General features: G+C 72.8%; 24 protein-coding genes. 8 read left to right on the top strand and 16 right to left on the bottom strand.

Features of this window, described 5'->3' with window-relative positions; all coding sequences use genetic code 11:
- Window positions 1–192 precede the first annotated feature (192 nt).
- From AC5L3C_RS35310 to AC5L3C_RS35295, 4 genes are all read left to right on the top strand, one after another.
- On the top strand, window positions 193–1,023 hold the full coding sequence (locus AC5L3C_RS35310) for a PP2C family protein-serine/threonine phosphatase (protein ID WP_493653158.1): 831 nt from the start codon (window positions 193–195) through the stop codon (window positions 1,021–1,023).
- A 52-nt stretch (window positions 1,024–1,075) separates the two neighbouring features.
- On the top strand, window positions 1,076–2,074 hold the full coding sequence (locus AC5L3C_RS35305; protein WP_493653157.1) for an MASE1 domain-containing protein: 999 nt from the start codon (window positions 1,076–1,078) through the stop codon (window positions 2,072–2,074).
- 176 nt (window positions 2,075–2,250) lie between these two features.
- Window positions 2,251–3,816 (top strand): glycoside hydrolase family 43 protein, encoded by a 1,566-nt coding sequence (locus tag AC5L3C_RS35300; RefSeq protein WP_493654159.1) that lies wholly within the window; start codon window positions 2,251–2,253, stop codon window positions 3,814–3,816.
- A gap of 15 nt (window positions 3,817–3,831) precedes the next feature.
- Window positions 3,832–4,881, top strand: coding sequence for a LacI family DNA-binding transcriptional regulator (locus AC5L3C_RS35295; RefSeq protein WP_493653156.1), 1,050 nt, complete (start codon window positions 3,832–3,834; stop codon window positions 4,879–4,881).
- Window positions 4,882–4,959: 78 nt separating this feature from the next.
- Here the strand turns inward: AC5L3C_RS35295 and arfA are convergent, their stop codons facing one another.
- From arfA to AC5L3C_RS35270, 5 genes are all read right to left on the bottom strand, one after another.
- On the bottom strand, window positions 4,960–6,459 hold the full coding sequence (gene arfA, locus AC5L3C_RS35290; protein ID WP_493653155.1) for an arabinosylfuranosidase ArfA: 1,500 nt from the start codon (window positions 6,457–6,459) through the stop codon (window positions 4,960–4,962).
- Between the two features lie 37 nt (window positions 6,460–6,496).
- Entirely contained in the window at window positions 6,497–7,387 is an 891-nt protein-coding gene (locus AC5L3C_RS35285) for a carbohydrate ABC transporter permease (RefSeq protein WP_125509511.1), read from the bottom strand.
- Window positions 7,387–8,403, bottom strand: a complete 1,017-nt coding sequence (locus AC5L3C_RS35280) for a carbohydrate ABC transporter permease (protein WP_125509509.1) — start codon at window positions 8,401–8,403, stop codon at window positions 7,387–7,389. The genes AC5L3C_RS35285 and AC5L3C_RS35280 overlap by 1 nt, the downstream gene beginning before the upstream one ends.
- A 10-nt stretch (window positions 8,404–8,413) precedes the next feature.
- Entirely contained in the window at window positions 8,414–9,700 is a 1,287-nt protein-coding gene (locus tag AC5L3C_RS35275; protein WP_493653154.1) for an ABC transporter substrate-binding protein, read from the bottom strand.
- Between the two features lie 237 nt (window positions 9,701–9,937).
- Window positions 9,938–10,792 (bottom strand): L,D-transpeptidase family protein, encoded by an 855-nt coding sequence (locus AC5L3C_RS35270; protein WP_493653153.1) that lies wholly within the window; start codon window positions 10,790–10,792, stop codon window positions 9,938–9,940.
- Between the two features lie 456 nt (window positions 10,793–11,248).
- Here AC5L3C_RS35270 and AC5L3C_RS35265 point away from each other — a divergent pair, with 456 nt between their 5' ends.
- Window positions 11,249–11,950, top strand: a complete 702-nt coding sequence (locus AC5L3C_RS35265) for a hypothetical protein (protein WP_493653152.1) — start codon at window positions 11,249–11,251, stop codon at window positions 11,948–11,950.
- Window positions 11,951–11,966: 16 nt separating this feature from the next.
- Here AC5L3C_RS35265 and AC5L3C_RS35260 read toward each other — a convergent pair whose 3' ends face one another.
- The 9 genes from AC5L3C_RS35260 to AC5L3C_RS35220 all read right to left on the bottom strand — a co-directional run bounded on the left by AC5L3C_RS35260 (window position 11,967) and on the right by AC5L3C_RS35220 (window position 21,657).
- On the bottom strand, window positions 11,967–13,865 hold the full coding sequence (locus AC5L3C_RS35260; protein WP_493653151.1) for a DUF2264 domain-containing protein: 1,899 nt from the start codon (window positions 13,863–13,865) through the stop codon (window positions 11,967–11,969).
- The gene (locus AC5L3C_RS35255; RefSeq protein ID WP_493653150.1) at window positions 13,862–14,893 is read right to left on the bottom strand and encodes a hydroxyacid dehydrogenase; all 1,032 of its coding nucleotides are present in this window, start codon (window positions 14,891–14,893) and stop codon (window positions 13,862–13,864) included. The genes AC5L3C_RS35260 and AC5L3C_RS35255 overlap by 4 nt, the downstream gene beginning before the upstream one ends.
- 150 nt (window positions 14,894–15,043) lie before the next feature.
- The gene (locus AC5L3C_RS35250; protein WP_493653149.1) at window positions 15,044–16,159 is read right to left on the bottom strand and encodes a substrate-binding domain-containing protein; all 1,116 of its coding nucleotides are present in this window, start codon (window positions 16,157–16,159) and stop codon (window positions 15,044–15,046) included.
- Between the two features lie 97 nt (window positions 16,160–16,256).
- Window positions 16,257–17,078, bottom strand: coding sequence for a transferase (locus tag AC5L3C_RS35245; RefSeq protein WP_493653148.1), 822 nt, complete (start codon window positions 17,076–17,078; stop codon window positions 16,257–16,259).
- On the bottom strand, window positions 17,075–18,340 hold the full coding sequence (locus tag AC5L3C_RS35240; RefSeq protein WP_493653147.1) for a glycosyltransferase family 4 protein: 1,266 nt from the start codon (window positions 18,338–18,340) through the stop codon (window positions 17,075–17,077). Before AC5L3C_RS35240 ends, AC5L3C_RS35245 begins: the two co-directional genes overlap by 4 nt.
- A gap of 74 nt (window positions 18,341–18,414) precedes the next feature.
- Window positions 18,415–18,816 (bottom strand): AraC family ligand binding domain-containing protein, encoded by a 402-nt coding sequence (locus tag AC5L3C_RS35235; protein ID WP_493653146.1) that lies wholly within the window; start codon window positions 18,814–18,816, stop codon window positions 18,415–18,417.
- 60 nt (window positions 18,817–18,876) lie between these two features.
- On the bottom strand, window positions 18,877–19,869 hold the full coding sequence (locus AC5L3C_RS35230; RefSeq protein WP_493653145.1) for an alpha/beta fold hydrolase: 993 nt from the start codon (window positions 19,867–19,869) through the stop codon (window positions 18,877–18,879).
- Window positions 19,870–20,010: 141 nt separating this feature from the next.
- Complete coding sequence (locus AC5L3C_RS35225) at window positions 20,011–20,538, bottom strand: MarR family winged helix-turn-helix transcriptional regulator (RefSeq protein ID WP_493653144.1); 528 nt, start codon at window positions 20,536–20,538, stop codon at window positions 20,011–20,013.
- A gap of 33 nt (window positions 20,539–20,571) precedes the next feature.
- The gene (locus AC5L3C_RS35220) at window positions 20,572–21,657 is read right to left on the bottom strand and encodes a PP2C family protein-serine/threonine phosphatase (RefSeq protein WP_493653143.1); all 1,086 of its coding nucleotides are present in this window, start codon (window positions 21,655–21,657) and stop codon (window positions 20,572–20,574) included.
- A gap of 262 nt (window positions 21,658–21,919) precedes the next feature.
- Here AC5L3C_RS35220 and AC5L3C_RS35215 point away from each other — a divergent pair, with 262 nt between their 5' ends.
- Window positions 21,920–22,435, top strand: coding sequence for a hypothetical protein (locus AC5L3C_RS35215; protein ID WP_493653142.1), 516 nt, complete (start codon window positions 21,920–21,922; stop codon window positions 22,433–22,435).
- A 58-nt stretch (window positions 22,436–22,493) separates the two neighbouring features.
- On the opposite strand, the gene pgm is transcribed toward AC5L3C_RS35215, so the two are convergent.
- Together pgm and AC5L3C_RS35205 are read right to left on the bottom strand one after the other, a co-directional pair.
- Complete coding sequence (gene pgm, locus AC5L3C_RS35210; protein WP_493653141.1) at window positions 22,494–24,134, bottom strand: phosphoglucomutase (alpha-D-glucose-1,6-bisphosphate-dependent); 1,641 nt, start codon at window positions 24,132–24,134, stop codon at window positions 22,494–22,496.
- Between the two features lie 114 nt (window positions 24,135–24,248).
- On the bottom strand, window positions 24,249–24,698 hold the full coding sequence (locus AC5L3C_RS35205; protein ID WP_493653140.1) for a hypothetical protein: 450 nt from the start codon (window positions 24,696–24,698) through the stop codon (window positions 24,249–24,251).
- 349 nt (window positions 24,699–25,047) lie between these two features.
- On the opposite strand from AC5L3C_RS35205, the gene AC5L3C_RS35200 reads away from it, so the two are divergent.
- On the top strand, window positions 25,048–25,200 hold the full coding sequence (locus tag AC5L3C_RS35200) for a hypothetical protein (protein WP_493653139.1): 153 nt from the start codon (window positions 25,048–25,050) through the stop codon (window positions 25,198–25,200).
- 84 nt (window positions 25,201–25,284) lie between these two features.
- Entirely contained in the window at window positions 25,285–25,695 is a 411-nt protein-coding gene (locus AC5L3C_RS35195; RefSeq protein ID WP_493653138.1) for an ATP-binding protein, read from the top strand.
- Window positions 25,696–25,726: the final 31 nt, after the last annotated feature.

Below are 25,726 nucleotides of genomic sequence, written 5' to 3'. Positions count from 1 at the left end.
GCCCAGCCTAGACAGGCGCACCGACGCGCCGGGCGGAAACGCGGCGCCCCGGCGGGCGTCCCCGGCCACTCCCGTGCGCGACTGGCCCGGCCGTCCCCCGGCTGGATATCATCCTTTTCATACATCAATGCGCGCTTTGCCCCTGGTGGCGTCCACCGATCGCGTGAGCGCCCTCGCCCGAGTGAGTGATCCATGTCCCGCACCGGCTCCACGGACGACGGCGACGAGCTGCTGGCCCGGCTCGGGGCGCTGACGGCTCAGGCACGGGCGCAGGCGGAGGTGCAGCGCTCCCGGGTGGAACTGGCCGTCGCCCTCCAGCGCGGCATGCTGCCGCGAGGGCTGCCGGTCGCCGACGGTGTGCGGCTGGCGGTGCGCTACGCACCCGCCTACCAGGGTCTCAACGTGGGCGGCGACTGGTACGACGCGTTCACCATGCCCGACGGCAGGATCGGCTTGTCCATCGGTGACGTGCAGGGGCACAACATCGAGGCGGCGGCGTTCATGGGGCAGGTCAGGGTCGGGCTGCGGGCACTCGCCTCGGTCGACAGCGATCCGGGCGAGCTGCTCACCCGGACGAACGAACTCCTGCTGTCGCTGCACTCCGATCTCTTCGCCACCTGCACCTTCATGCGGCTCGATCCGCGGACCCGGCTGCTGGAGAGCGCCCGCGCGGGGCATCTGCCCTGTGTGTGGGCCACCGCGGACGGCCGGTCCGGGGTGACCGAGGACGAGGGGGGCCCGCCGCTGGGCGTCCAGTCCGGCGTGGTCTACCCCGTCACCCGGTACCTGCTCGACACGGGCGGGGTGTTCGTCCTGGTCACCGACGGCGTGGTCGAGGGGCCGTCCATGCGGCTCGACGAGGGCCTGGACCAGGTGGTGCGGCTCGCGGGCATCGCGGCGGTCGCGCGCATGGACACGGACGCGCTCGCGGCGGCCGTCATCAAGGGCGCGGAGCGAGTGGGGCACGAGGACGACGCGGCCGTCCTGGTGATCGGGCACGACGGACTGGACACTCATCCATAGGGCCGACAACGGCGCGCCTCTCGCCTCGCCGACCGGGCCGGCCCGGTGTGTGATGGCATGTGTGGTGGCTCGCCAGGATCTTCGCGGACCGGCCGTCTTCGTGCTCGAGACGCTGGCCGTCGCCGCGTGCTACTACGCCGGGGGCCGCCTGGGGCTGCTGCGCGAACTGACCGTCGCGGGCGCGGTGGTCTCGCCCGTGTGGCCGCCGACCGGGGTGGCCATGGCGTGCCTGCTGGCCTTCGGGCTGCGCTGCTGGGTGGGGATCGCGGTGGGCGCCCTGCTGGTCCTGCTGTACCTCACCTCCCTGCGGTGGTCGTCGCTGGGTGTACTCGCCGGCAACACCGCGGCTCCGGTGTGCGGATATCTCCTGCTGCGCAGGGTGGGCTTCCGTACCGACCTGAGCCGATTGCGCGACTGTCTCGTCCTGGTCTTCCTGGGCGCCTTCGCGGCCATGCTGATCAGTTCCCTGACCGGTGCCGGGCTGCTCGTCGCCACGGGCGATCTGCCGGGGGAGGACTTCGGGCCGGTGTGGCTGGCCTGGTGGGTGGGTGACGCCATGGGCGTGCTGCTGATCACCCCCGTGCTGCTGGTGCTGCTCCGCCGGCGCGCCCCGCCGCACTGGTCGAGCTGGCTGAGATGGAAGGAGGCGGTGGGTCTGGTCGTGATCGCGGGCTTCCTGGTGCCGGTGGCCACGCGCAGCGAGGCGAGTCTGCTGTTCAGCATCAACCCGTTGCTGATCTGGGCGGCGCTGCGGTTCCAGCTGCCCGGAAGCATGCTGTGTGCGGTGTTCGCCTCCGTGATGGCCACCGTCTCGGCGACCGACCGCATCGGGCCGTTCGCGCATCTGAACGACGTCGAGGTCATGCTCAACCTGCAGTCGTTCAACGGGGCGATGGCGCTGACCTCGCTGCTGCTGTCGGCGGTGATCACCGAGCAGCAGAACACCAGACGCTCCGTGGAGCGTGCGTGCCAGGAGCTGGTGCAGGTGCTGGAGCACCTGACGGCGGGGGAAGCGGGGGGACGGCCACCGCCGCCGCGGGACGCGGATTGACGGGGTGCCGGTCCGTGCCAGGGGGCCGGCACCCGCCCCACTCGGGTCCTGAACGGGCCTCGTCCTCAGGCGCCGGATGGGTCGGCCCTCCGGCGTCCGAGGGGGCGGGAACCGGTCGGCGCGCACCCTCTAGACTCGGCTGCACCGCGCCCGGCGGCTCGAGGGGGGACGTGTCCGTGCCTGTGTACGACAATCCGGTGATCAGCGGGTTCCACCCCGATCCGAGCGTGTGCCGGGTGGGTGACGACTACTACCTGGTGTGCTCCAGCTTCGAGTACTTTCCGGGGCTGCCGCTGTTCCACAGCAAGGACCTCGTGCACTGGGAACAGATCGGCAACGTGCTCGACCGGCCCGGGCAACTGCCGCTGCCCCTCCCCGGTGCCAAGGCGTCCGGAGGTCTCTACGCCCCCACCATCCGCCACCACGACGGCCGCTTCTGGGTCGTCAACACCAACATCGACGGCGGCGGCAACTTCGTCGTCACGGCCGAGCGGCCCGAGGGGCCGTGGAGCGACCCGGTGTGGATCGACCTGACCGGGATCGACCCCGACCTGGCGTGGGAGGAGAACGGCACCTGCTGGTGCGCCTTCTCCGGTCCTCAAGGGGGCGTCAACATGGCCAGGATCGACCCGGTCGAGGGCAAGGTGCTGGAAGGGCCGTTCCCCACGTGGTCCGGCAGCGGCCTCAAGTACCCCGAGGCGCCCCATCTTTACCGCATCGGCGACTGGTGGTACCTGCTGATCGCGGAAGGCGGCACGGAACGCGGCCACGCCGTGTCCATCGCCCGCAGCCGTTCGCCGCGCGGCCCCTGGGAGGGCGCACCGGCCAACCCCCTGCTCACCCACAGCGGCAGCGCCCGTTCCATCCAGAACACCGGCCACGCCGACCTGATACAGGCTCCGGACGGCAGCTGGTGGATGGTGCTGCTCGGCGTCCGCCCCCGCGGCTTCACGCCCGACGTGCACGTGCTCGGCCGCGAGACGTATCTGACGCCCGTGGAGTGGGGCGAGGACGGCTGGCCGGCCGTGGCACCCGTGCCGGAGCGCCACGCGGCACCGGCCGGTGCCTGGCATCCCGTTCCGGGTCCGCCCGCCCGCGACGACTTCGACGGGACCGTGCTCGCGCCGCACTGGATCTCGCCGTTCGCCCGCCCGGAGGGCTCCTGGTCGCTCACCGAGCGCCCCGGCCGGCTGGTCCTCAACGCCACCGGCCCCACCCTCGACCGTCCCGGATACACCTTCGTCGGCCGCCGCCAGCAGCACCACGACTGCCGGGTCACCGCCCTGCTCGAGCCGGGCGAAGGACGCGGCGGTCTGTGCGTGCGCCTGGACGAGGCCCACCACTACGAGGTGGAGGCCGGGGACGGCGAGGTCCGCGTCGTCGCCCGGATCGGGCCGCTGCGTTCGACCGTGGCCCGCGGGCCGGTTCCGGCCGGGCCGCTGCCCCTCACCGTGACGATCCGTACGTCGGACCTCGTGCCCGCGTCGCCCGAACTCACCGACGGCGGCACCACGGGCCCCGACACCATCGCCTTCTGGCTCGGCGATCCGGACGCTCCCGAAGCCCGGCCGCTCGCCGAACTGGACGGGCGTTACCTCTCCACCGAGGTCGCCTGCGGCTTCACCGGCCGTGTCATCGGCATGTACGCCACCGAGGGCACGGTCGCCTTCGACTGGTTCGCGTACGTGCCGGCCCCGGCGCCCGCGCCTGGTCGGCCCCCGGAAGACGTGTCCGCCGGTTGAGCTAATCTGTCCCCCATGCCACCCCGACCAGCCGGATCGCGCCCCACGTTGTCGTTGGTGGCCAAGACCGCCGGTACGAGCGTGCCCACCGTGTCCAAGGTGCTGCGAGGCGGAACCGACGTCTCGGCGGAGACGCGCGCGCGGGTCATGGAGGCCGTGCGGGCCGTCGGCTACACCCGCCGGGCCGGGCTCAAGGGCGAGGGCCCACGCGAGGAGAACGGCTGGTCGAACGTGCTCGACCTGGTGGTCACGCACTTCGAGGGCTCCTGGGCCAACCTGCTGATCGCGGGGGTCGGGCGGGAAGCCGCCGCCGCGGGACTCGACGTCGTCCTCACCCTCGCCGATCCGAACAGCGACTGGGTGTCGAGGGTGCTGCGACGGCGCACCCTCGGCGTGATCGGGACGCTGGTCGATCCGGCCTCCCCTCAGTTCGGCGCGCTCTTCGCCGCGGGGGTGCCCGTGGTGCTGATCGACCCGATGAGCGCACCGCCGTCCGGGGTGGCGAGCGTCGGCGTGGCGAACTGGGAAGGCGGCCGCATGGCCGCCGAGCATCTGTTGTCCCTCGGCCACACACGGACGGGCGTGGTGGCCGGTCACGCCCGCCATCTCTTCGGCAGGGCGCGCGTGGACGGTTTCCGCGCGGCGGCCGACACGGCGACCGGCGGCGGGGCCACGGTCGCCGTGGCGCACGGCGGCTGGAACCGTGCCAAGGCGGCGACCGCCACTCACAGCCTGCTCGACGGCGACCCGGACATCACGGCGGTCTTCGCCTGCGCGGACTCCATGGCGCTCGGCGTCTACGACGCGTTGAGCGAACGGGGCCTGCGGGTTCCCGAGGACATCAGCGTCATCGGATTCGACGACCTGCCCGAGGCGCAGTACATCACTCCTGGTCTGACGACCGTCCGCCAGCCCAGCACCGAGCTGGGCGCAGCGGCGGTCAAACTCCTGGCCGAGGTCTCCCGGGGCCAGGACGGCGGTGCCCGGCCCCCGGCCCGGATGAGGCTGGCGACCGAGCTGGTCGTCCGCGCCTCCACCGGACCCGCCCCGGCGCGGAACCGCTGACGCGCGCGGGCGGGTCCGGGCCGCCTCGTCAGGGCGGGACCGGCACGACGTCCCGGAGGACGGTGTCGTCGGCCGCGCTCACCGGAGGGCGACCGCCGTCCACGACGTCGGCGGCAGTTCGAGGGTGAGCAGACCGTCGGCGAGTGCCGCGCTCTTGTTCGCGGCGGGCGTCACCCGGTCCGGGTGGGCGAGCGTGTTCTTCGCGTACACGTCGGTGTCGGCGAGTGTGACCGCCTCGGTGACGCGGGAGGAGCCGAGGTCGCGCACATCGATCGTCACCCGAGTGGGTTCCGTCAGGCCGCGGTTGACCAGGAAGACCGCGGCCCGGTCCTCGTCGGCGGTCGCGACGGCGTCGACGAGCGGCACGTCTCCGTACCGTGCCGTGTCGTAGGACGGCGAGTCGATCAGGGGCCGGAGCACCTCGCCGGAGGCGAGCCGGCTCGTGATCGAGAACGGGTGGAAGGTGGTCTGGCGCCAGGCGGGGCCGCCGGGCTCGGTCATGATCGGGGCGATCACGTTGACGAGCTGGGCGAGGGAGGCCGAGGTGACGCGGTCGCTGCGGCGCAGCAGCGTCATCAGCAGGCTGCCGACCACGACGGCGTCCGCCACCGTGTAGGTGTCCTCCAGGAGCCGCGGTGCGTGGCGCCACTCGTCGTGGACCTTCTCGGTCTCCTGGTGCTCCTTCAGGTACCAGACGTTCCACTCGTCGAAGGAGATGTTGATCCTCTTGTTCGAGCGGCGCTTGTTCCCCACGTGGTCGGCGGTGGCGACGACGGTGTCGATGAAGTAGTCCATGTCGACCGCCGAGGCGAGGAAGGAGCCGAGGTCGCCGTCGTGCTCCTGGTAGTACGCGTGGCAGGAGACGTAGTCGACGTGGTCGTAGGTGTGCTCGAGCACGGTGCGCTCCCACTCGCCGAAGGTCGGCATGGTGGAACCGGACGAGCCGCACACCACGAGTTCGAGATCCTTGTCGGCCCGTTTCATCGCGGCGGCGGTGCGGGCGGCGATCCTGCCGTAGTCGTCCGCCGTCATGAACCCGGTCTGCCAGGGGCCGTCCATCTCGTTGCCGAGGCACCACATGCGCACGTCGTGCGGTTCCGGTGTGCCGTTGGCGATGCGCAGGTCCGACAGGGTGGTGCCGGACGGGTGGTTGGCGTACTCCAGCAGGTCGAGGGCGGGCAGGATGCCGCGGGTGGCCACGTTGACCGCCAGCATCAGCTCCGAGTCGGTGAGTTTGAGCCAGCGGGCGAACTCGTCGAGGCCGACCTGGTTCGACTCCAGCGAGCGCCAGGCGAGGTCGCGGCGTACCGGGCGTTGTCCGCGCGGGCCGACGGAGTCCTCCCAGCGGAACCCGGAGACGAAGTTGCCGCCCGGGTAGCGGATGGTCGTACTGCCGAGTTCCCTGACGAGTTCGACGACGTCCATGCGGAACCCGTCGTCGTTGGCGCTCGGGTGTCCGGGCTCGTAGAGCCCGGTGTACACGCAGCGGCCGAGGTGTTCGACGAACGAGCCGAAGGTACGGCGCCGGACCGGAGCGATGACGGCCCGCCGGTCGAGTTGGATATGGGCGCGGGGCAATGCGGCGGTCCTTTCGGGGGGAGTGCAGCGGGTGCCGTCAGCCCTTCACGGCACCGGTGAGGCCGCCGACGATGCGCTTCTCGAAGACCGAGAAGAAGATCAGCGCGGGCAGCATGGCGAGTGAGGTGAAGGCGAGCACCTTCGCGGTGTCCGTGGAGTACTGCGAGGAGAACACCTGGACGCCGAGGGGCAGGGTGTAGTTCGCCTGCGAGTTGAGGACGTACAGGGGCAGGAGATAGTTGTTCCAGCTGCCGATGAATCCGAGGATGCCGACGGTGACGACACCGGGCAGCGACAGCGGGACCACCATGCGGAAGAAGAAGCCGAGCCGGCTCATGCCGTCGATCGCGGCGGCCTCCTCGATCTCGTTCGGGATGGCCCTGAGGAACGGCACGAGGATGATGACGGTTGTCGGCAGACCGAAGGCGATCTGCGGGATGATCACGCCGAGCAGGTTGTCGACGAGGCCGAGGTCCTTGATGACGAGGTACAGCGGGGTGATCGCGATGACCATCGGGAACATCAGGCCCGCGGCGAACAGGGAGTACATCGCGCCCTTGAGCCGGAAGTCGTAACGTGCGATCACGAAGCTGACCATCAGGCCGAGGGCGACGATACCGACGGTGCTGGCGACCGCGACGATGAGGGAGTTGGCGAACTCGCCCCAGAACACTGTGGACTTCAGAATGCCGATGTAGTTGCCGGCCACCCAGGGGCTCGGCAGGGCGGCCGGTTCCGTGGTGATCTGCGCATTGGTGCGGAAGCCGCCGAGCACGATGTAGAGCACCGGTGCCACGCAGACGCCGACGAAGAGCAGCGCGACGAAGTAGGTGACGGGGCTGCCCCACTTCTGCGGCCGGTCGCGGCGGCCGGCGGGTGCCTTCGGTTCCGCGGAGGACGTCCGGGATGCGGCGGTCGTCACGCTCATCACACGGTCCCTTCGGTGACGGCGCCCCTGAGGTCACGGCGCAGGACGAAACGCTGGTAGATCAGCGCGACGACGAGCGAGATCACGAACATCACGACCGCGACGGCGCTGCCGTAGCCGTAGTTGCCCGCGTTGCGGCCCTGGGCGAGCATGTAGATCGCCATGGTCGAGGTGCCCGCGGTGCCGGAGACGTACTGGCCCCAGATGATGTAGACGAGGTCGAACAGCTGCAGCGAGCCGATGATCGACAGGAAGGCCCAGATGCGGATCGTCGGTCCGAGCAGTGGCAGGGTGATGCGGCGCTGGATCTGCCAGTAGGAGGCGCCGTCGATCTGCGCGGCCTCGAAGATCTCGTCGGGGATCGACTGCAGGCCGGCGAGCATCAGGATCACCGCGAAGCCCATGTACTTCCACGTGATGATGGCCATCAGCGTCCAGATCGCCAGGTCCGGATCGGCGATCCAGTCGGCCTCCAGGGAGCCCAGGCCCATTCCGCGCAGCACGTCGTTGACGGCTCCGTTGCTCTGGAGCATCAGGCCCCAGCCGGTGCCGACGATGATCTCGGAGATGATGTAGGGCACGAAGATCAGGACGCGGATCGTCGAGCGGCCGCGGATCCTCTGGTTGAGCAGCAGGGCCAGGCCGATCGCCAACGGACCCTGGATGACCAGGGAGAGCACCAGGATCAGACCGTTGTGCCACAGCACGTCGTGGAACGCGGGGTCGGTGAGGATCAGTTCGTAGTTGTTCAGGCCCACCCAGTCGGTGGGCTCTCCGTAGCCCTTCCACTGGTAGAAGCCGTAGTACGCGGCGAGCGCGACCGGGAAGATCACGAATGCCACGAAGGTGATGACCGCCGGTGCCGACAGGACCGCGATCTCCAGTCGCATCCTGGCACGGCCCCGGCGGCGCGCAGCCGCTCGCGGCGGAGCCGGGGGCACGGATGTGGCCCCGGCTCCGGGCGTGCCCTGCGCCGTGCGGCCGTCGGCCGTGCCGGTGCCCAGGGTGTCGCTCATGTCTGCTCGGTCAGCCCTTCTCGGCGGCGGCCTTGACGTCCTTGACGATGTCGGCGGAGGAGCCCTTGCCGGCCAGCAGGTTCACGACGGCGATGTTCATGGCGTTGCCGACGTTCTGGCCGTAGACGGTGTCGAGGAACTGCATCGAATAGGCGGCCTTGTTGAAGGCTTCCAGCGCCGAGATGTTGTACGGCTCGGTGACGACGCCCTGCGCCGCCTTGTTCACCGGAATGGTGTCGAAGGCCTCGGCATAGGCCTCCTGCTGCTCCTTGGTGACGACGAACTGGAGGAAGCCCAGGGCCTCCTTCGGCGCGTTCTTGGAGAGCGAGTATCCGCCGGCGCCGCCCATGATGGCGCTCGGGTCGCCCTTGCCGCCGGGCACCGCGGGGAAGGGGAACCAGCCCAGGTCGGGCAGCGGCTTCTTGTCCGGGGTCAGGTCGGCTATGACGCCCGGGTTCCAGTTGCCCATGAGTTCCATGCCGGCCTTGTGGTTGGCGATCAGACCCGCGGAGGATCCCGCGCCCTGCTGCGAGGTCGCCGTCAGGAAGCCCTTCTGGAAGGGCTCGCTCTCCAGGAGGTCCGCGAGGTCGTCGCCCGCCTTGGTCCAGCACGGGTCGTCGAACGTGAGCGACTTGGCGGCCTCCTGCATGGTGTCCTGACTGCACTCGCGCAGGGCGAAGTTGTAGTACCAGTGCGCGGCCGGCCAGGCGTCCTTGGCGCCGACCGCGATCGGCGCCACGTCGATCGCCTTCAACTTGGTCACGGCGTCCTTGAGTTCGCCGATCGTCGTCGGCGGCGCCTCGATGCCGGCCTTCTTGAACAGGTCCTTGCTGTAGTAGATGCCCTCCGGCTGCGTGTCGAGCGGCATCGCGTAGACCTTGCCGTCGATCGACACGCCTTCCAGGGCCGCCTCGCCCACGTTGTTCCGGTCGGTGTCGGTCAGTTCCAGCGCCTGGATCTGGCCGGCCTCGACCATGGCCTGCATCTTGCCGCCGCCGCGCTGCAGGAAGATGTCGGGCGCCGAGTTCGAGTTGAGCGCGTTCTGCAGCTTGCCGTCGAGGTCCTCGTTCTGGACCGACTGGATCTTGATCGTGACGTCCGGGTGCAGGTCCTGGTACGCCTTCGCGGCGTCCTTCCAGAACACCACGCCGCGCCCTTCCATCGCGTTGGTCCAGACGGTCACCGTGCCCTGGCCACCGGAAGCACCGCCGTCGTCGCCCCCGGCGCAGCCGGCGGCGGCGAGTGCCATGCACAGGCCGGCCGCGGCAGCCGTCACCCTGCGGGTTCTCCTCATCATCGTGGCAACTCCCTGATCTGGTGTCAGTGATCCGGCTGTCAGCGACCACTGCCCGAAATTTTGCGCAAATTAATGAGCCATCTGCGAGAGCAGGAGCAAGGTGTACCGCCGAAAATGAAGGTGAGGCAACCAAGAGTTTTCGCAAGTTGCCCAATCGTTACGGGCGCAGGGGAGGGCGTTCGCGATGCCGAACGGCATCGGGGGATCAGGCTTCGGACGGCCGCCGCCGGGTCCGTGTCACTCGCCCAGGGAGGCGGCGTCCCCCATGACGATCACGGGGTGCCGGTCCGGGTCCAGGGTGCGCAGCAGTTCCTTCATGTGACGTTTCTCGAGGCTGACGCAGCCCTGCGTGGGCCCCTCGTGGTCGACGTGCAGCCAGATGCCGCCGCCCCGGTCGGCACCGCGCGGCCGGGTCAGATCCAGGGGCGTGGTGCCCGGTTCACGGTTGTAGTCGATGGCGATGACGTAGTCGAAGGATCCCTCCAAAGGCTCCCCCGCGAAGCCCGTACCCCCGACGCGGAACCCCTCCGAGCGGTCGTACGGCAGCTCGGTGCCGGGGTCGGGCAGCAGTCCCCCGGCGTCGGTGAGGGTGAACACGCCGATCGGTGAGCGGAGGTCGCCCGCCCAGTGGTCGTCGGTCCAGCCCTTGAGGGCGTTGCGGGCGGGCCACGCCGGCCCCGCCTCCCAGCCGGAGCCGGAGCGCTCGTACAGCACGGCCTCGGAGCGGTTGGCGTCCCTGGCACGGCCGGTGACGACGAGCACCTGACCGGCGTTGCCGGGAATCCACGCCCGGGTCCGGGGGCCGAGGCCGGGGATCCGGGCGGGCGGTGGTGTCTCGGCCCCGGCCCGTCCCCGGGCCGTGCCCGCACTGCCGGGCGGCCCGGCCGCCGGCGCGGTGGCGGCGGGCGTCTCCCGCGTGGAGGTCCCGGTGTCCGCCCCGCATCCGGTGAGGACCGCGAGCATGGCGAGGACGACGGCGGGCGACGCCGCACGGCCGCGTGCACGGACGCGGACGGGGACTCCGGCCCGCAGCCCGGCCCGGGACGGCGCTCGGTGCGGCGGACGGTGCGGGCAGTCGGTGGATGAAGCCATGTCCTCAGCCTGACTTCGACTCGCCGGATTCGCCTCGGTTCCCCCGCGCGAGTCCTCCGAAGTCCCCCGTCTGGTGGTGCCGTACCGCCGGCGTGGTGGCCGGTGCGGGTCGCCACGTATGAGTGAATCCCCAGGGAGGTCTCGATGGGTTCGGTGTGCGTCGGGACGGCGCTGTCCGGGAGTGGCCGCTCCGGGGTGTGACCGTAGAACCCGATGGCCACCAACTGCCTTATTTGTGCAGGGTGTTGAGTCTCTCTCCGCCCGGATGTGACACGCCTCGCGGGCCGTGGGATGTGGCGTGACGGTGTTCCCGTGGTCCGGGCGCCGAAGTGGTGTGCGGCCGGGCCGGAGAGGCTGGGGAGAAGGGCAGGAAACGGCCAGAAGAAACGGTCAACCCCGCACGGCCGTACCATGGCTGGCCACCGGGCACACCAACCGGAAGAAGGAGGCACCGTCATGTCCGAGAACTCGACCGCCGCCACCGACCTCACGTCGCAGTACACCGCTCAGGTCGCCAACGACCTGGAGCGCAATGTGAAGGAGCAGGAGCGGGTCACCGCGGAGATCGCCGCGCTGCAGGAGCAGCTGACCGTGCTGCAGCAGGACCACGCCATCCTGGTGAACATGCAGCAGGCGCTGGGCCTCGCCCCCGCCGCCGCCTCCGCCGCGCCCGCACCCGCCGCGCGTGAGGAGACGGCGCCCGGCTCCGCGACCGTCCCCGCGCCGCGCGGGAGGGGCACCGCCAAGCGGGCGGACAAGCCCGGGAAGAAGGCGGCCGCGCGCACCGCGCCCGGAAAGCAGCCGCGCAAGCCGGTGAAGGCGAAGGCGGAGCGGCCCGCGGCCACGAAGGCGGCCCGCACGAACGGGCCGAAGCTCGTCGAACTCGTCCGCCGGCACCTCGGCGAGCAGAGTGAGCCGCGGTCGGCGGCGGAGGTGGCCGGCGCGCTCGGGGCGGCGCACCCGGACCGCACCATCAGGACCACGGTGGTGCGCAACACCCTGGAGGGGCTCGTCGCCCGCAACCAGGTCCAGCGCACCAAGCAGGGGTCGTCCGTCTTCTACACCGCGGCCGACACCGACACCAAGGCCCCGAAGGGCGACGCCAAGTCCCCGAAGAAGGCCGACACCGCAGCGAAGGGCGACGCCGACGCGTCCTGACGCCGCCTCACACCGCTCACGGCCGCGTGTGCCGCACCTCCACCGGAGCGAAGGTGATCCGGGTGCGGGCCGTGCCGCCGGCCCAGACGACCTCCACCGCCCCGTCGTCCACCCGCACATGCTCGGCCGCCTCCGCCAGGGGCGCGGGGCCGGTGTCCCCGGTCAGGGACGCCAGCGCGACATGCACGGAGGTGCCCCCGCAGTCGCCGGTGAGGCGCGGGACGCGGGCCCATGGTGTCCACGCCGTGCCCTGGGGGGCGCGGACGAGGTCCGGCGACGGGTCGTCCCAGCCGTGCAGTCCGTACAGCGCGGAGGCCGGGGACTTCTCGGGGCCCGTCGCCCAGCCGGTGTGGCTGACCCGGGATCCCGCCGGTGCCCCCACCACCCGGTGCGCCCGCAGCTCGTACCGGCCGTGCGCCACGGTGACACTCTCCACCCGCAGGCCCGGCACCATCGGCGCGCCGCCGGCGAACACGGGCCGGTGCCACGACGCGGCCCAGCCCCAGCCGTCGCCGTGGCCCGCGCCCAGAGGGTGGATGCGGCGGCGCACACTCCACCGGCCGCGGGTCCCGACCGACAGGTGGTTGTCGGCGAGGTTCCCTGGTGCGGTGGGGCCGGTACGGGTGGAGTAGGCCTGGCGCCCGTAGTGCGGGTCGTCCTCGTCCGCCGCCTCCCCTTCGTGCGGGCGCACATGGTCGCTGCCGTGGTTGTGCAGCCGGACGATCCCGTCGGCCCGGGTGGCCTGGACGAGCAGCCCCGGCGCGGGCAGCGCCAGCACCCTGTCGGACTCCTCCACCGGTGCCGGCTCCTCGCGCGCCGTCCAGAAGGCGTGGCCGGCGGGGGCCAGCAGGGCCACGAACGCCTTCGACGCCCAGTACGGTGACGCCGGGCCCGAGTAGCTCTGCACACTGGCCTCGTGCGGGCCGTACCAGCCGCGGCTCAGCAGGCCGTCGGCGGTCAGCGTGCCCCGGTCCAGGAAGTGGCGCAGACTGCCGGAGGCGATACGGCGCGAGGCGCCCGGTGTCAGCGGGGTGTGCCCGGTGACCGCGCCCAGCGAGACGGCCGCGGAGGCGGCGAACCGGTACGTCAGGGACCGGCCGAAGTGCAGCGGCGCGCCGTCGCCGCCGAACATCAGGGCGTAGCTCTCCAGATGGGCGCGCAGCCGTCCGCCGTGGTGGGCCAGTGCCTCCCCGTCGCCCGCGAGGAACGCGTCGAGGACCGGGTAGAGGTGCAGCGCCCAGCCGTTGTAGTGGTCGAAGGCGCGCCCGTCCCCGTCGGCGTACCAGCCGTCGCCCCGGTACCAGGTGTCCAGCAGGGCCGTCGCCCGCGCCCGCGCCGCCGCCGTCTCGGCGTCACCGCGTCCGACGGACTCCAGGAAACCGGCGACCGTGTACGGAAACAGATACCAATTGTTGGGCGCGGGGGTGTGCCGCAGGGCGCCCCGCAGCCACTCCTCCGCGCGGTCCCGCACACCGGGGTCGAGCCGCTGCCACAGCCAGGGCGCGGTCAGCCGCAGGCCGAGCGCGACCGACGCGGACTCGACCATCGGCTGGCCCTGGACGTCGTGGTCGAGGATGAGCGGCCAGGACTCGGTGTCGTCGCGGCCCGGGGTGCGGGTGCCGGCCGCGAGACCGTCCGCGTAGCGCTCCAGCAGGCCGTGGGGGTCGTCCCCGCCGGCACCCGCCACGCGGAAGGCGGCGGCGAGGAACGTCCTGGCATACCCTTCGAGTCCGTCGGAGCGCGCCCCCGAGCGGGAGGGCCGTCCGGGCAGGTCCAGCAGGGCGCGGCCGGGGGTGCTCCAGCGCCAGGCCGCGGTGAGCAGTGCGTCCGCCACCGCCTCCCAGTGGGCGCGGGTGTATCCGGTGCGGGGGCTGACGTCGCGGTCGTCCGCGGGCAGTGCGAGGGGGACGGTCATGCCAGGAACGCCAGCCTTTCGCGTCGTACGGGGTGACGGAAGCCCTCGCCGGCGGCCCAGCGCGTGATCTCGGAGAGGGCGAGACGGGTCAGCCGGTGCCACTCGTTGCCCTGGGAGCCGGCCAGGTGAGGGGTGATCAGCACGTTGTCGCAGGTCCACAACGGATGGTCCGGGGGCAGGACTTCGGGCTCGGTCACGTCGAGCACGGCGCGGATCCGGCCGGCCAGCACCGCGTCGGTGAGCGCGTCCTGGTCGAGGAGCGCGCCGCGCGCCGTGTTGATCAGGACGGCGTCGGGCCGCATGGAGTCGATCAGTTCACGCCCGACCAGTCCGCGGGTCTCGGGCAGCAGCGGGGTGTGCACGCTCACCGTGTCGCCGCGCCGGAACAGCTCGGCGAGTCCGACACGCTCCACGCCGAGTTCGCCGGCCTCGCGGTCGTCGACGTACGGGTCGTGCAGCAGCACCTCGATGTCGTGCGGGCGGAGCAGGTCGATGACCCGGCGGCCGATGAGCGACGCCGAGAGGATGCCGACGGTGCGCCCGTGGTTGCCGACCGTGCGGGGGGTGCCGAGCCAGTCGGGCGCGGTGCGCGCGGCGCGGTGGTCCCGCGCGCTCTCCAGCACCCGCTTGCCGGTGAGCAGGATCATGGCGAGGGTGTACTCCGCGACGGGGACGGCGTTGGCCGCGGCGGCGGAGGACACCTCGACGCCGCGCTCCCAGCAGGCGTCGGTGACATGGCCGCGGACGCTGCCCGCGGTGTGGACGACGCCGCGCAGCCGGGGCGCGACGTCCAGCACGTCCGCGTCCAGGGGCGGGCAGCCCCAGCCGGTGACCAGCAGCTCGGTGTCGGCGAGCACGGCGCGGGCCCGGGTGGTGGTCAGGTCGTCCAGCACCGGGAGCGGGGCCAGGTCGCACAGCGCGCCGAGGGCCGTCAGGAAGTCGTCGTCGAGGACCGCGGAGGCGGCGGCGGGTGACATGGCCAGGGCGGTGCGGGGGCGGCGGCCCGGGCCGCGCGTGGGCTCGGTCATGGTGGCCAGGCAACTCCTCGGGTGCGGGCGGGCGCCTCCCGCGGCTGCGCCGCGGTTCGGGACGCGCCTGTTCGGTACGAGGGAAATCGTCAACGGCCGAGTGGCAAACGGTCAATGGACCGATCAACCAAAAGGTAATCGTTCATACGATCATTCTGTGCGTCCGGTCTCCCGACCGCCGGTCCGTGCCCGGGTGGATCCGCGCACGCTCAGCGCGGGCAGCAGTTCGACGCGCCGCACCGGGGCCCGTTCGCCTCCCGCGGTGCCGAGCCGCTGGAGCAGCAGCTCCGCCGCCGCCCGGCCGACCTCCGCCTTGGGCGGGGCGACGGCCGTCAGCGGGGTGGTCCCGAGCCCGGCCACCACGTCGTCGTAGGCCACGACCGAGCAGTCCTGCGGCACCCGCACCCCGTGGTCCGCGAGCTGCTGAACGAGCATCAGCGCGTCCACGTCGCCGTGCAGCACCGCCGCCGTGGCACCGGTCTCGCGCAGGAGGCGGTGCAGCGGCGCCGTCTGTGCGTCCGGGTACGGGCCGTCCCGGCCGGCCTCGGGCGTGCTCAGCGTCCACGCCCACTTCTCCACCAGCGGGTGGGCCCGGGCGATGTGCGCACACGCGGCCCGCAGCGTGCGCGCGGTGGGGCTGTCGTCCCGGGTGGCGAGCACGATCCGCCGGTGGCCGAGGCCCACCAGGTGCTGCACGGCGAGGCGGACGCCGTGGGCGTGGTCGGAGCAGACCGAGTCCATCGCGTGCAGCGCGGTGCCCGGCGCGGGCCGCCGCTCCATCAGCACGGCCGGCACGTCCAGCGCGGCGAGCCAGGCGTGGTCGGCCTCCTCGTCGGCACGGGTGCGCCAGCGCGGGGCCAGCAGCAGTCCCGCCGCGCCGTCCGCCAGCGCCCGCCCGGCCAGCGCCCGTTCGGAGCCGCCCGTCAGGGGTGCGATGTGCAGTGCGATGCGCAGGCCGGCCGCCTCGAGCACCGAGCGGGCGCCGTGCAGGGCCTCGTAGAGGTAGGTGTGCCGTTCCGGCACGACGACGGCCACGGTGTCGCCGGCCGGTGTCCGGGGCGCCGGCCGGGTGTGCGCGGCGAGCGCGGAGCGGACCACTCCGTGGCCCCGTCGCAGCCTGCCCTCGCGGGCCAGCTCCTCCACGTCCCGCCGCACCGTCACCACCGACACCTCCAGCTCGTCGGCGAGTTCGCTCACGCGTGCCGATCCCCTGGACTCGACGGCGGCGAGGATCCGCTGCCTTCTCACCTCGACGGGCTCCCGCATGAGGCCCTCCCCGCACGTGGATGTTCGTTTGATCGGTTCGGGGCATCATAACGATCGCCGAGCGCCGGGAGCTGCGCCGTGGGCCGCGGCCGCGACGTCAGCCCGCGGCGGTCACCTCGACGGAGAGGTCGTTGTCGATCGTGTAGTACGGGCGCACGGCCGATGCGCCGACCGTGGTCCGGGGATACACGAACGAGCCCTTGCGGTCCGCCAGGTCGTCAAGGATCCGGCCGACCCTGATCACGGATTTCCCGGGCGCGGGACGGACGAACACGTTCCAGACCCGGGCTCCGCCGCCCTCGGCCACGAGATCCGCGTAGGCGACGGTGAAGGCGAAGTCACCGTCACGGCCCTGCGCCGGCCGCACGGGACACTCGCGCACCGTGGCCGTGTCGCCCCGCAGCCGCAGCACGGCCACGGCGGCCGCGGAGAGCCGGGCGCCGTGCGGGCGGACCCGGACCGTCAGCGTCCCGTCGGCGATGGCGAGGGCACCCGCCTCGGCGTGGGCGGTGCGCCGCCAGGCGCGCAGGGAGAGGAAGCCGTCCAGGGTGCGGTAGGGCACCCTGACGGCGACCGGTGAGGGCCGGTCGCGCGAGCCGCCGTCGACGAGCGCGCGGAGGTCGCGCAGACCGGGGCGCACCCGTTCGCGTTCCGCGTCGGGGGCGCGCAGTACGTAGGCGTCCCAGCGGCCCTCCTCGAGCGGGGGGTCCGGTTCGAGCACGGCCTCGTACGCGCCGTCGTCGCCGGCGGGTCTCAGGTCGAGCGTGCGGGTGCGCTGCTCGGGGCGGCCCTTCTTGGGGCGGAGCGCCAGCAGCAGCCGGGGGCGGGTGGCCGAGGGCGACCTCAGCCGGAAGGTGATCCTTCCGGCGGCGTCGGCACGGCAGTCGGCGTGGGTGTCGGTGCTCGTCGGCGTGCTCATCGGCGTCCTTTCCGGATGGTGCGCAGCGCGTCGGTGGCGGCGGCGCGGGCGAGGTCACGGGCGGCGTAGCCCCCGGTGCGCAGGGTGTGGGGCAGTCCGGCGGCCGCGGGGTCCTGTGGTCCGGCGCCGCCGCGGGCCTCCAGCGCCTCCTCGAAGAGGCGTTCGGCCTGGGCGACGACCGGGCCGGGCGCGAACCGGCGGGCGTTGTCCAGGGCCGCCCTGCCCACGCTGCGGCGCCGCTCGTCGTCGCGGACCAGGTCCAGGAGGGCGGCGCCGAGGGCGTCGGCGTCCCCGGGCGGCACCAGCAGGCCGTCCTCGCCGTGCTTGATGATCTCCCCTGGCCCGTAGGGGCAGTCGGTGCTGACCACGGGCAGCCCGCAGCGCATCGCCTCGACGATGGTCATGCCGAACGGCTCGAAGTCGGAGGCGCAGACGCCGATGGAACCCTTGACCCACTCCGCTTCCATGGGGGTCACCGCGCCCATCAGGACAACGTTGTTCCACAGGCCGAGCTGCTCGATCCTGGCGCGCAGCGCCGCCTTCTCCTCGCCCCTGCCGTAGATGCGCAACTGCCAGTCGGGGTGCTCGGCGGCGACGCGGGCGAACGCGTCGATGATCAGGTCGTAGCGCTTGACCGGGACCAGCCGGCCGCCGGCGATCACGATCCTGCCGGTGCCGTCGGCGGGGGCCAGCACGGGGTCGGGGACGCTGTTGGGCAGGGCCTCCACCCGGACCCCGGGAAGCCGCATCTTGCGCTGGTAGGAGTCCGCGTCCGCCCGGGTGACGGTGGTCAGCAGGTCGAGCCGGCGGTAGGCGCGGCGCAGTACGGTGCGCAGCGCCGCGTGATGGTTGTCGAGGGTGAGGTGCTCCTGGCCGACGCGCAGCACGCGGTCGGGGGCCTGGAGGGCCAGGTGCACGTTGAGCCCCGGCCGGGTGCCGACGACGACGTCGGCGTCGATGTCCTGGAGAAACGCACCGATGCGCTCGTCCGTCAGTTCGCTGTACTGGCCGTGCCGGTACTCGGCTGCCGGGAACACCTTGGCCGGTCTGCTGTGCAGGGGGTGGTCCTGCTCGTGCCGCAGATCCACCAGGGCCCGCAGCCGCACCCGGGGGTCCGGGGTGAGGCTGGGGCGTTCCCGGTTCCGTAACACCGAGACGATCTCCACGTCGTGCCGTTCCGCCAGTGCGGCGGCCAGGTTGAACGTGGTGGCGATCGTTCCTCCGATCGCGTAGGCGTTATGGAGCAGGAAAGAGATCTTCATGGCCGACAAGACCGTATTCGGCGTGCGGGCGTTGTCTGTTGTTACCACTCTGTGGCCGTGGTCATCACATGTGGTCAGCTGCCGGGCGGGCGGCTCTGGATGCGCATGCCGGGGCGACGGCGGTGCACGGTGAGGTAGGTCAGGCCCTCGGTGCCGGCGGCGAGGCTCCGGGTGGAGCCGTGCGGGAGCCAGGTCAGCGTGCCGGCGGGCAGGGGATGCGGGCCGTCGGGGGCGGTGAGGGTGCCGTGGCCGGCGAGGACGAGCAGCAGGACGTCGAGGTCGGGCTCGCGGTGGGTGTCGACCCGGTGTCCGGGCGGGAGGTGCACGACGTTGGCGTCGAGCTGGCGGCCGGACTCCGCGAGCCGCCACAGGGCGCCGGCGGACGTACCGCCGGCGGCGGCCAGCGCGGCCGTGTCGCACAGGATCCGCGGCAGGGGGTCCTCGTCACTCGGGGGCGTGCTGCTCTCCGACGTCATGAGATGTCACCGTGCCCTGTGTGTGGACGCCCTGTCCGCGGTCGCCTTTCAAATAGGAATCTAACATGCAGATTTGGGCAGCGCGGTGAGCCAGTCCGTGAGGATGCGGCTGGTCTCGGCGGGGCGTTCCTGCTGGAGCCAGTGTCCGCAGCCGTCGAGGATGTGGGAGGAGACCAGGCCGGGGAGGGTGACGGGGAACGCGTCGATCGCGTCGGCCAGCCAGGCGGTGGAGGCGTCGCGTGCGCCGCCGATGAAGAGGGACGGCTGGGTGACGGGTGCGCCGTCGTGTTCGGCGAGGTCCTCCCAGTCGCGGTCCATGGCGCGGTAGCGGGCCAGCGCCCCGCTCATCCCGGTGCGTTCGAACTCCCCGGCGAAGACGTCGAGGTCCGTCCCGCTCAGCCAGGCCGGGAGGCGGCCGGCGGGGAAGCGGTCGCGCAGGGTGCCGCCCGGGGCGACGAAATGGGGCTGGGGGTCACCGGGTGCGGGCATGGTGTCGCCGGACAGGGCCGCGTAGAACCCGGCGAGCCAGCCGCGTACGTCGGGCTCGATCTCGGCCTCGGCGCGGCCGGGGTCCTGGAAGTACGAGACGTAGAACTCCTCGTCGCCGCCCATGGAGGCGAAGAGCGTGCTCGGCCTCGGGCCCCCGCGCGGGGTGTACGGGACGCTGAGCATGGCGACCGCGCGGAAGACGTCCGGCCGGATCAGGGCGGCGTTCGTCGCGACGGCCGATCCCCAGTCGTGGCCGACGATCACGGCCGTCCGCTCGCCCAGGGCGTGCACCACGGCGACGGCGTCAGCGACCAGTTCCCGCATGCGGTAGTCGTCCGTGGCGGCCGGGCGGGAGGAGCGGCCGTAGCCGCGGACGTCGACGGCCGCCGCGCGGTAGCCGGCGCCCGCCAGGGCGGGCAACTGGTGGCGCCAGGAGTACCAGGACTCCGGGAAGCCGTGGACGAGCAGCACCAGGGGGCCGCTGCCCTGCTCCACCACGTGGGTCCGGCCGGCGGGCGAGGGGACGAGCCGGTGCGTGGGGCCGTTCGCCGAGTGCTGTGTCATGTGCGCTCCAGGTGGTCCGGCGGCTCCGGGCCGCTGTGTCCGCGCGGTCCCGGGATCTTGTCCGTCGAGCATGGCCGGGGCGGCCGCGGCGGGACGAGCGGTGTTGCCGGTCCGGCAAACGGCGGCCCGCGCCGGCGGCGCTCAGGCGCCGTGGGCCAACGCCCCGTCCAGCGCCCAGCCGAGCGGGTACGGTTCCGGTTCGCCCGCGGGTGGTTCGCCGCCGGCCTCGTTGAAGGCCGCCAGCGCGTCGACCAGGGCGGCGCGCTGCCGCGGGGTCAGCCGTTCGACGATCACGGCGATCTCGGTCCGGCGGCGGGCGGTGACGTCCTCGACCGTGCGCCGGCCCTCGTCGGTGAGCCGCAGCAGTGTCTCCCTGCGGTTGGCGGGATTGGTCTGCCGGTCGGCGAGGCCCGCCGCTATCAGCCGGTCGACCATGCGCATCGCGGTGGAGGGGGCGACATGGAGCAGGCCGGCGAGGGCGACCAGCTTGGTGGCACCGCGGGTGGAGAGCACCACCAGCATCCGGAACTGCGCCAGCGTCACCCGGTCCTCGACGGCGGCCAGGGACCGCGCGGAGACGGCCACGAGCAGCCGTGAGGCGGTGAGCACCGCGTGGGTGACCGCTTCGACGTCGTCCGTGGCCCCGTCGGGGGCCGCACGCTCCGGCATGTGTCCTTTCTACCTCTCCGACGGCACACCGGCTCATCCGGGACCGGGGCCCGGCTCCTGGTGCCGGTGGTAGCGGAGCAGCAGCATGGCGGCGTCGTCCCCGGGCGGGCCTCCCGTGTGCTGCACCAGGTCCTCGCGGAGCCGTTCCAGGGCGCGGTGCGCGTCGGGTTCCTTCAGCAGATGGGTGCGCTCGCCCAGCGGATAGAAGCGCCCGTCGCGGTCGCGGGCCTCGGTGACACCGTCGGTGTAGAGCAGCAGCTGCTCGCCCGGGGCGAACGCCACCCGGTAGGGCTCCGGGCCGTCGCCCCCGTGCGCGGACAGGCCCAGCGGCAGTGCGAACGCCGGCGGTTCGGGGAAGTCGACGCTGCCGTCGCGGCGCACCAGCATGGGCGCCGGATGGCCGTAGTTGAGGAGGACGACCTCGTGGTCGGCGCCGATCTCGGCGAGGACGGCGGTGACGAAGCGCTCGCCCTCCAGTTCCCGGGCCACGCTGCGCTCCACCCGCTCCCCGAGCCCGACCAGGTCGGGCTCGTCGTAGGCGGCCTCCCGGAACGCGCCGAGCACCACGGCGGCCGTCTCGACGGCCGCCAGGCCCTTGCCCTGCACATCGCCGAGGATGACGCGGACGCCGTGCGGCGAGGCCACCACCTCGTAGAGGTCGCCGCCGATGCGGGCCTCCGCGACGGCGGAGGTGTAGGACACGGCCGCCTGCACGGGCCCGGCGGTCAGCGGCACCGGCCGCAGCAGCACCCGCTGCGCGACCTCGGCGATCGACCGCACACTGGCCAGCTCCGCCTCCCGGCGCGAACGGGCCACGGCGGCCGCGATGCCGACACCGGTCACGCCGGCCACCGACACCATGGCCGTGTACCCGCGGGGCTTCACGAACAGCCCGTTGTACAGCCCCAGACCGACGCAGAGCAGCAGCGCCAGCGCGCCGACCGCCGCGGTGCGGCGCCAGCCGCCGACCAGCCCGGCGAAGGCCGGCCCGAGCGACACCAGCGGCAGCAGTCCGATCGTGGGCCCCGCAAGGACGTCGAAGACCGCGATCACCGCCATCACCAGGATCGGCATCCAGGCCAGCGCCCGCTGGCCCGGCGGCGGCTTCTCGTCGGTCATGCACTGCTCCAGCGGTGTCGAGGGCACTCGGGAGCCGCCCGTTTCCTCCGCAGACGCCCCCTCCCCCACCTTTAGACTATGCAAAGGTCAGGCGGCCGTCGTGACCCCCGTGACGGACCTTTATCCAATCGAGTCCCGTCGGCCCGGCCCCCTGTCGTTTCGTTTTTGTGCTGTGCAATGATCCTGGCGGGCGCCCCGGCACCTCGGCCGACGGACCGTCGCGGGCTCCCGCGCATGAGGCGCATGAGAGGAATGAACCCACGTGACCGCGCAGAGCCCGGGCGCCGGCGAACCGCCGGACGAGCACGACGGTACGCCGTCCGTGCCCGAGGACGTCTGGCAGCGGTTCCTCACCGACACCGAACACGCCATCCGGGCCACCGCCCCCAAGGAGCTGTCGGCGCGTCAGCGGACCCCGGGCGCCTGGCCGGAGCCTACCGGCCGGTCCGGTGCGGCCCCGGCGGAGTCCGCGACCGCGGCGGTCGGTGATCTGTGGCGCCCCGACGATCCGTGGGAGGGGCCGTCCTGGCGGGAGATGGACCGCCGCGCCAAGGCGCGCCGCGTCGGACGGGTCGCGGGCACGGCCGCCGCGATCGCCCTGGCCCTGGGCGCGTGGTCCCAGCTGTCCACGGGGGCCGGAACCCCGGTCGAGGGGCCCGGCGACGGCAATGTGCTGCAGCAGTCGGAGGTGGCCCCGGCGGAGCTGCCGACAGCCACCTCCGAGCCGCCGGGGGTCACCTCTGCGCCCCCTTCCGACCCCGGTGTCCAGGCCGGTTGAGGCAGATCGGGGCGTCCCGGGCACCCGTCACGGGTGACCGGGACGTACGGGACGCGGCTCAGCCGCCCAGTGCCGCGAGGACCACGGACCGGGCCTCCTCCTGCACCCGGCGCAGATGGTCGGGGCCCTGGAACGACTCGGCGTAGATCTTGTACACGTCCTCGGTGCCGGACGGACGGGCGGCGAACCACGCGCTGTCCGTGGTCACCTTGATGCCGCCGATGGACGCGCCGTTGCCCGGTGCCTCGGTGAGCACGGCGGTGACCGCCTCCCCCGCGAGGGTGTCCGCGGTGACCTGGGCCGGGGAGAGCCTGGCCAGCCGGGCCTTCTCCTCCCGGGTGGCCGGGGCGTCGATGCGCTCGTAGGCGGGTTCGCCGAAGCGCGCGGTGAGCGCGGCGTAGTGCTCGGAGGGCGTCTTCCCCGTGACCGCGGTGATCTCGGAGGCGAGCAGGGCGAGGATGATGCCGTCCTTGTCGGTGGTCCACACCGAGCCGTCCCGGCGCAGGAAGGAGGCGCCGGCGGACTCCTCCCCGCCGAAGCCGAGGGAGCCGTCGACCAGTCCGTCCACGAACCACTTGAACCCGACGGGGACCTCGACCAGGTCCCGCTTCAGGTCGGCGGCGACCCGGTCGATCATCGCGGAGGAGACCAGCGTCTTGCCGACCGCGGCGGACGCCGGCCACTGCTCGCGGTGCGCGTAGAGGTAGCCGATCGCCGTGGCCAGGTAGTGGTTGGGGTTCATCAGTCCGGCGTCCGGGGTCACGATGCCGTGCCGGTCGGCGTCGGCGTCGTTGCCGGTGGCGATGTCGAAGCGGTCACGTCGGCCGATGAGCGAGGCCATGGCGTGCGGCGACGAGCAGTCCATGCGGATCCTGCCGTCCCAGTCCAGGGTCATGAACCGCCAGGTGGGGTCGGTGAGCGGGTTGACCACCGTGAGGTCGAGGCGGTGCTCCTCGGCGATCCGGCCCCAGTAGGCGACGGACGCCCCGCCCAGCGGGTCGGCGCCGATCCGCACACCGGCCGCGCGGACCGCGTCCAGATCCAGCACACGGGGCAGGTCCGCGACATAGGTGCCGAGGAAGTCGTAGCGGCCCGTGCCGGGTGCGGCGAGGGCACGGGCGTACGGGATGCGGCGGACGTCCTTGAGGCCGTCGCGGATGATCTCGTTTGCCCGGTCCTGGATCCAGCCGGTGGCGTCCGAACCCGCGGGGCCGCCGCTCGGCGGGTTGTACTTGAACCCGCCGTCGGCGGGCGGGTTGTGGGACGGGGTGACCACCACGCCGTCGGCGAGGCCCGTGGTGCGGCCCCGGTTGTGGGCGAGGATCGCGTGCGAGACCGCCGGCGTCGGGGTGTAGCCGTCGGCGGTGTCGATGAGCACCGTGACCTCGTTGGCGGCGAACACCTCGAGGGCGGTGACCCGCGCGGGCTCGGACAGCGCGTGGGTGTCGGCGCCGAGGAACAGCGGCCCGTCGGTCCCCTGCCCGGCGCGGTACTCGCAGATGGCCTGGCTGGTCGCGGCGATGTGGTCCTCGTTGAACGCGGCCGCCAGAGACGAACCGCGGTGTCCCGACGTCCCGAACGCGACGCGCTGTCCCGGGTCGTCGAGGTCCGGGTGCAGTGCGTAGTACGCCGTGACCAGCCGAGCGACGTCGACGAGATCCTCGGGTCCGGCCGGGCGTCCCGCTCGCTCGTGCTGCATGTGCCCACTCCTCCGCATGGGTTGAATCTTCGCTTGCGGAGACATCTTTCCCCGTCGGGGCCGCACCGCGCGAGTGGGCACGGCGCCCGCGGGTACCGCCCGGCCGCCCCGGGGTCAGATCCGGCCGCCGGTCATCCGGGTGAGGGGGCCGTGGGTGTGGCGTTCCGCGCGACGGCCCACCGCGTAGGAGGCGGCGGTCAGCGCGGTCAGGCCGGCGGCGGCACCGGCGGCGACGAGCCTGCGCTGGGCGATGACCGTCCAGGCGGTCCTGGCCCCGGCGGCGACCTGGCCCGAGGTGGCCACGACCGCGCGGCGGCCCGCCTCGACGCCCTTGGCCGCGCTCTGCGCGGCCCCGCTCGCCGCCTGGGCCGCGCGTCCGGCGCCCGACGCGGCCGTCGACGCCGCGTCACCCGTCTTGCCGGCCGCGTCACCCGCCTTTTCGCCCGCGGCTCCGGCGGCCCGCTCGGCGGGGGCGGTCGCCTTGCCGGTGGTCTCCTTCACCTTGCTCGCGGTGGACCGGGCGGACGCGGTCTTGCGGTTCGGATTCTTGTTCTGTTCGCTCATGGACACCGACTTGCCGCAGACTCCCCCGGCAAACACGCCGTGGGCCGCGTGCGTTCGGGGGCGGCCGGGGCGGCGCCGACGGTACGGCGCCCGGTGAGAAGGTCCGCCGTCACGGCAGTTGACCGGGATGTGAACCGAACGGCCAGGGCTCCGCCCGGAGTTGGGAACGCCAGACTCCTCCTCCCCTGCCGTTCGTCACGGAGCGGTGGTACGCGGCCGTCCGTGACGTGGGTGCCGCCGCGCGGGGCCGTGCCGGCGGCCGGGGTCTGCCGCAGGGCTGACTCCGGCCGCGGGGGGTAGACGGCGTAGAGGCAGGCACCACAGCGGACACCTGCGGAAAGGAGCATCCATGCCGAGCATGATGGAGCGCATCAAGCAGTTCGCCAGGAGCCCTCAGGGACGGCGTACGACCGAGCAGGTGCGGCGGGCCGCGGCCGACCCCCGGCGCCGGGCCCAGGCCCAGCGCCTGCTGGGCAAACTCCGCGGCGGTGGTCACCGCTGAGCCCCCGGTCACCGCTGAGCCCCCGGTCCTGACCGCGCGGCCCGCGACTCGCCGGGCCGCGCACCCGTACCAGGAAGGACCGCCATGACCGGATCGTCGGTCCGCGCAGTGGGCTGGGCGCGCTCGCTGCCGCTGGACAGCGAGGTGAAGCGGGCCCGGGACTGGGCCCGCGAGCACCTCGACGCCCTGGGCTGGACCACCACGGCCCCGGAGACCGCGGACGCCGTGCTGCTGACCGTGTCGGAGCTGGTCACCAACGCCCACCGGCACGCCCACAGCACCGCCCAGCTGATCTTGACCTGGGACCAGCGGTGTCTGCACATCTCGGTGCACGACCGCTCCGCCGCGCTGCCCGCGCCCCAGGGACCGAGCAGTGAACGCGTCGGCGGGCGCGGCATGCTCCTCGTCGACGCCCTGGCCGACACCTGGGAGGCCCACCCCTGCCCGCACGGCAAGACCGTCACCGCCTGCTTCCGCGGCCCCCGGCCCGAGTGAGCGCCGTCCCGTCCCGACCCGGTGCGGCCGG

It is taken from the genome of Streptomyces speibonae (assembly GCF_984686075.1).
This window is presented reverse-complemented; position numbering and strand designations above follow the sequence as displayed.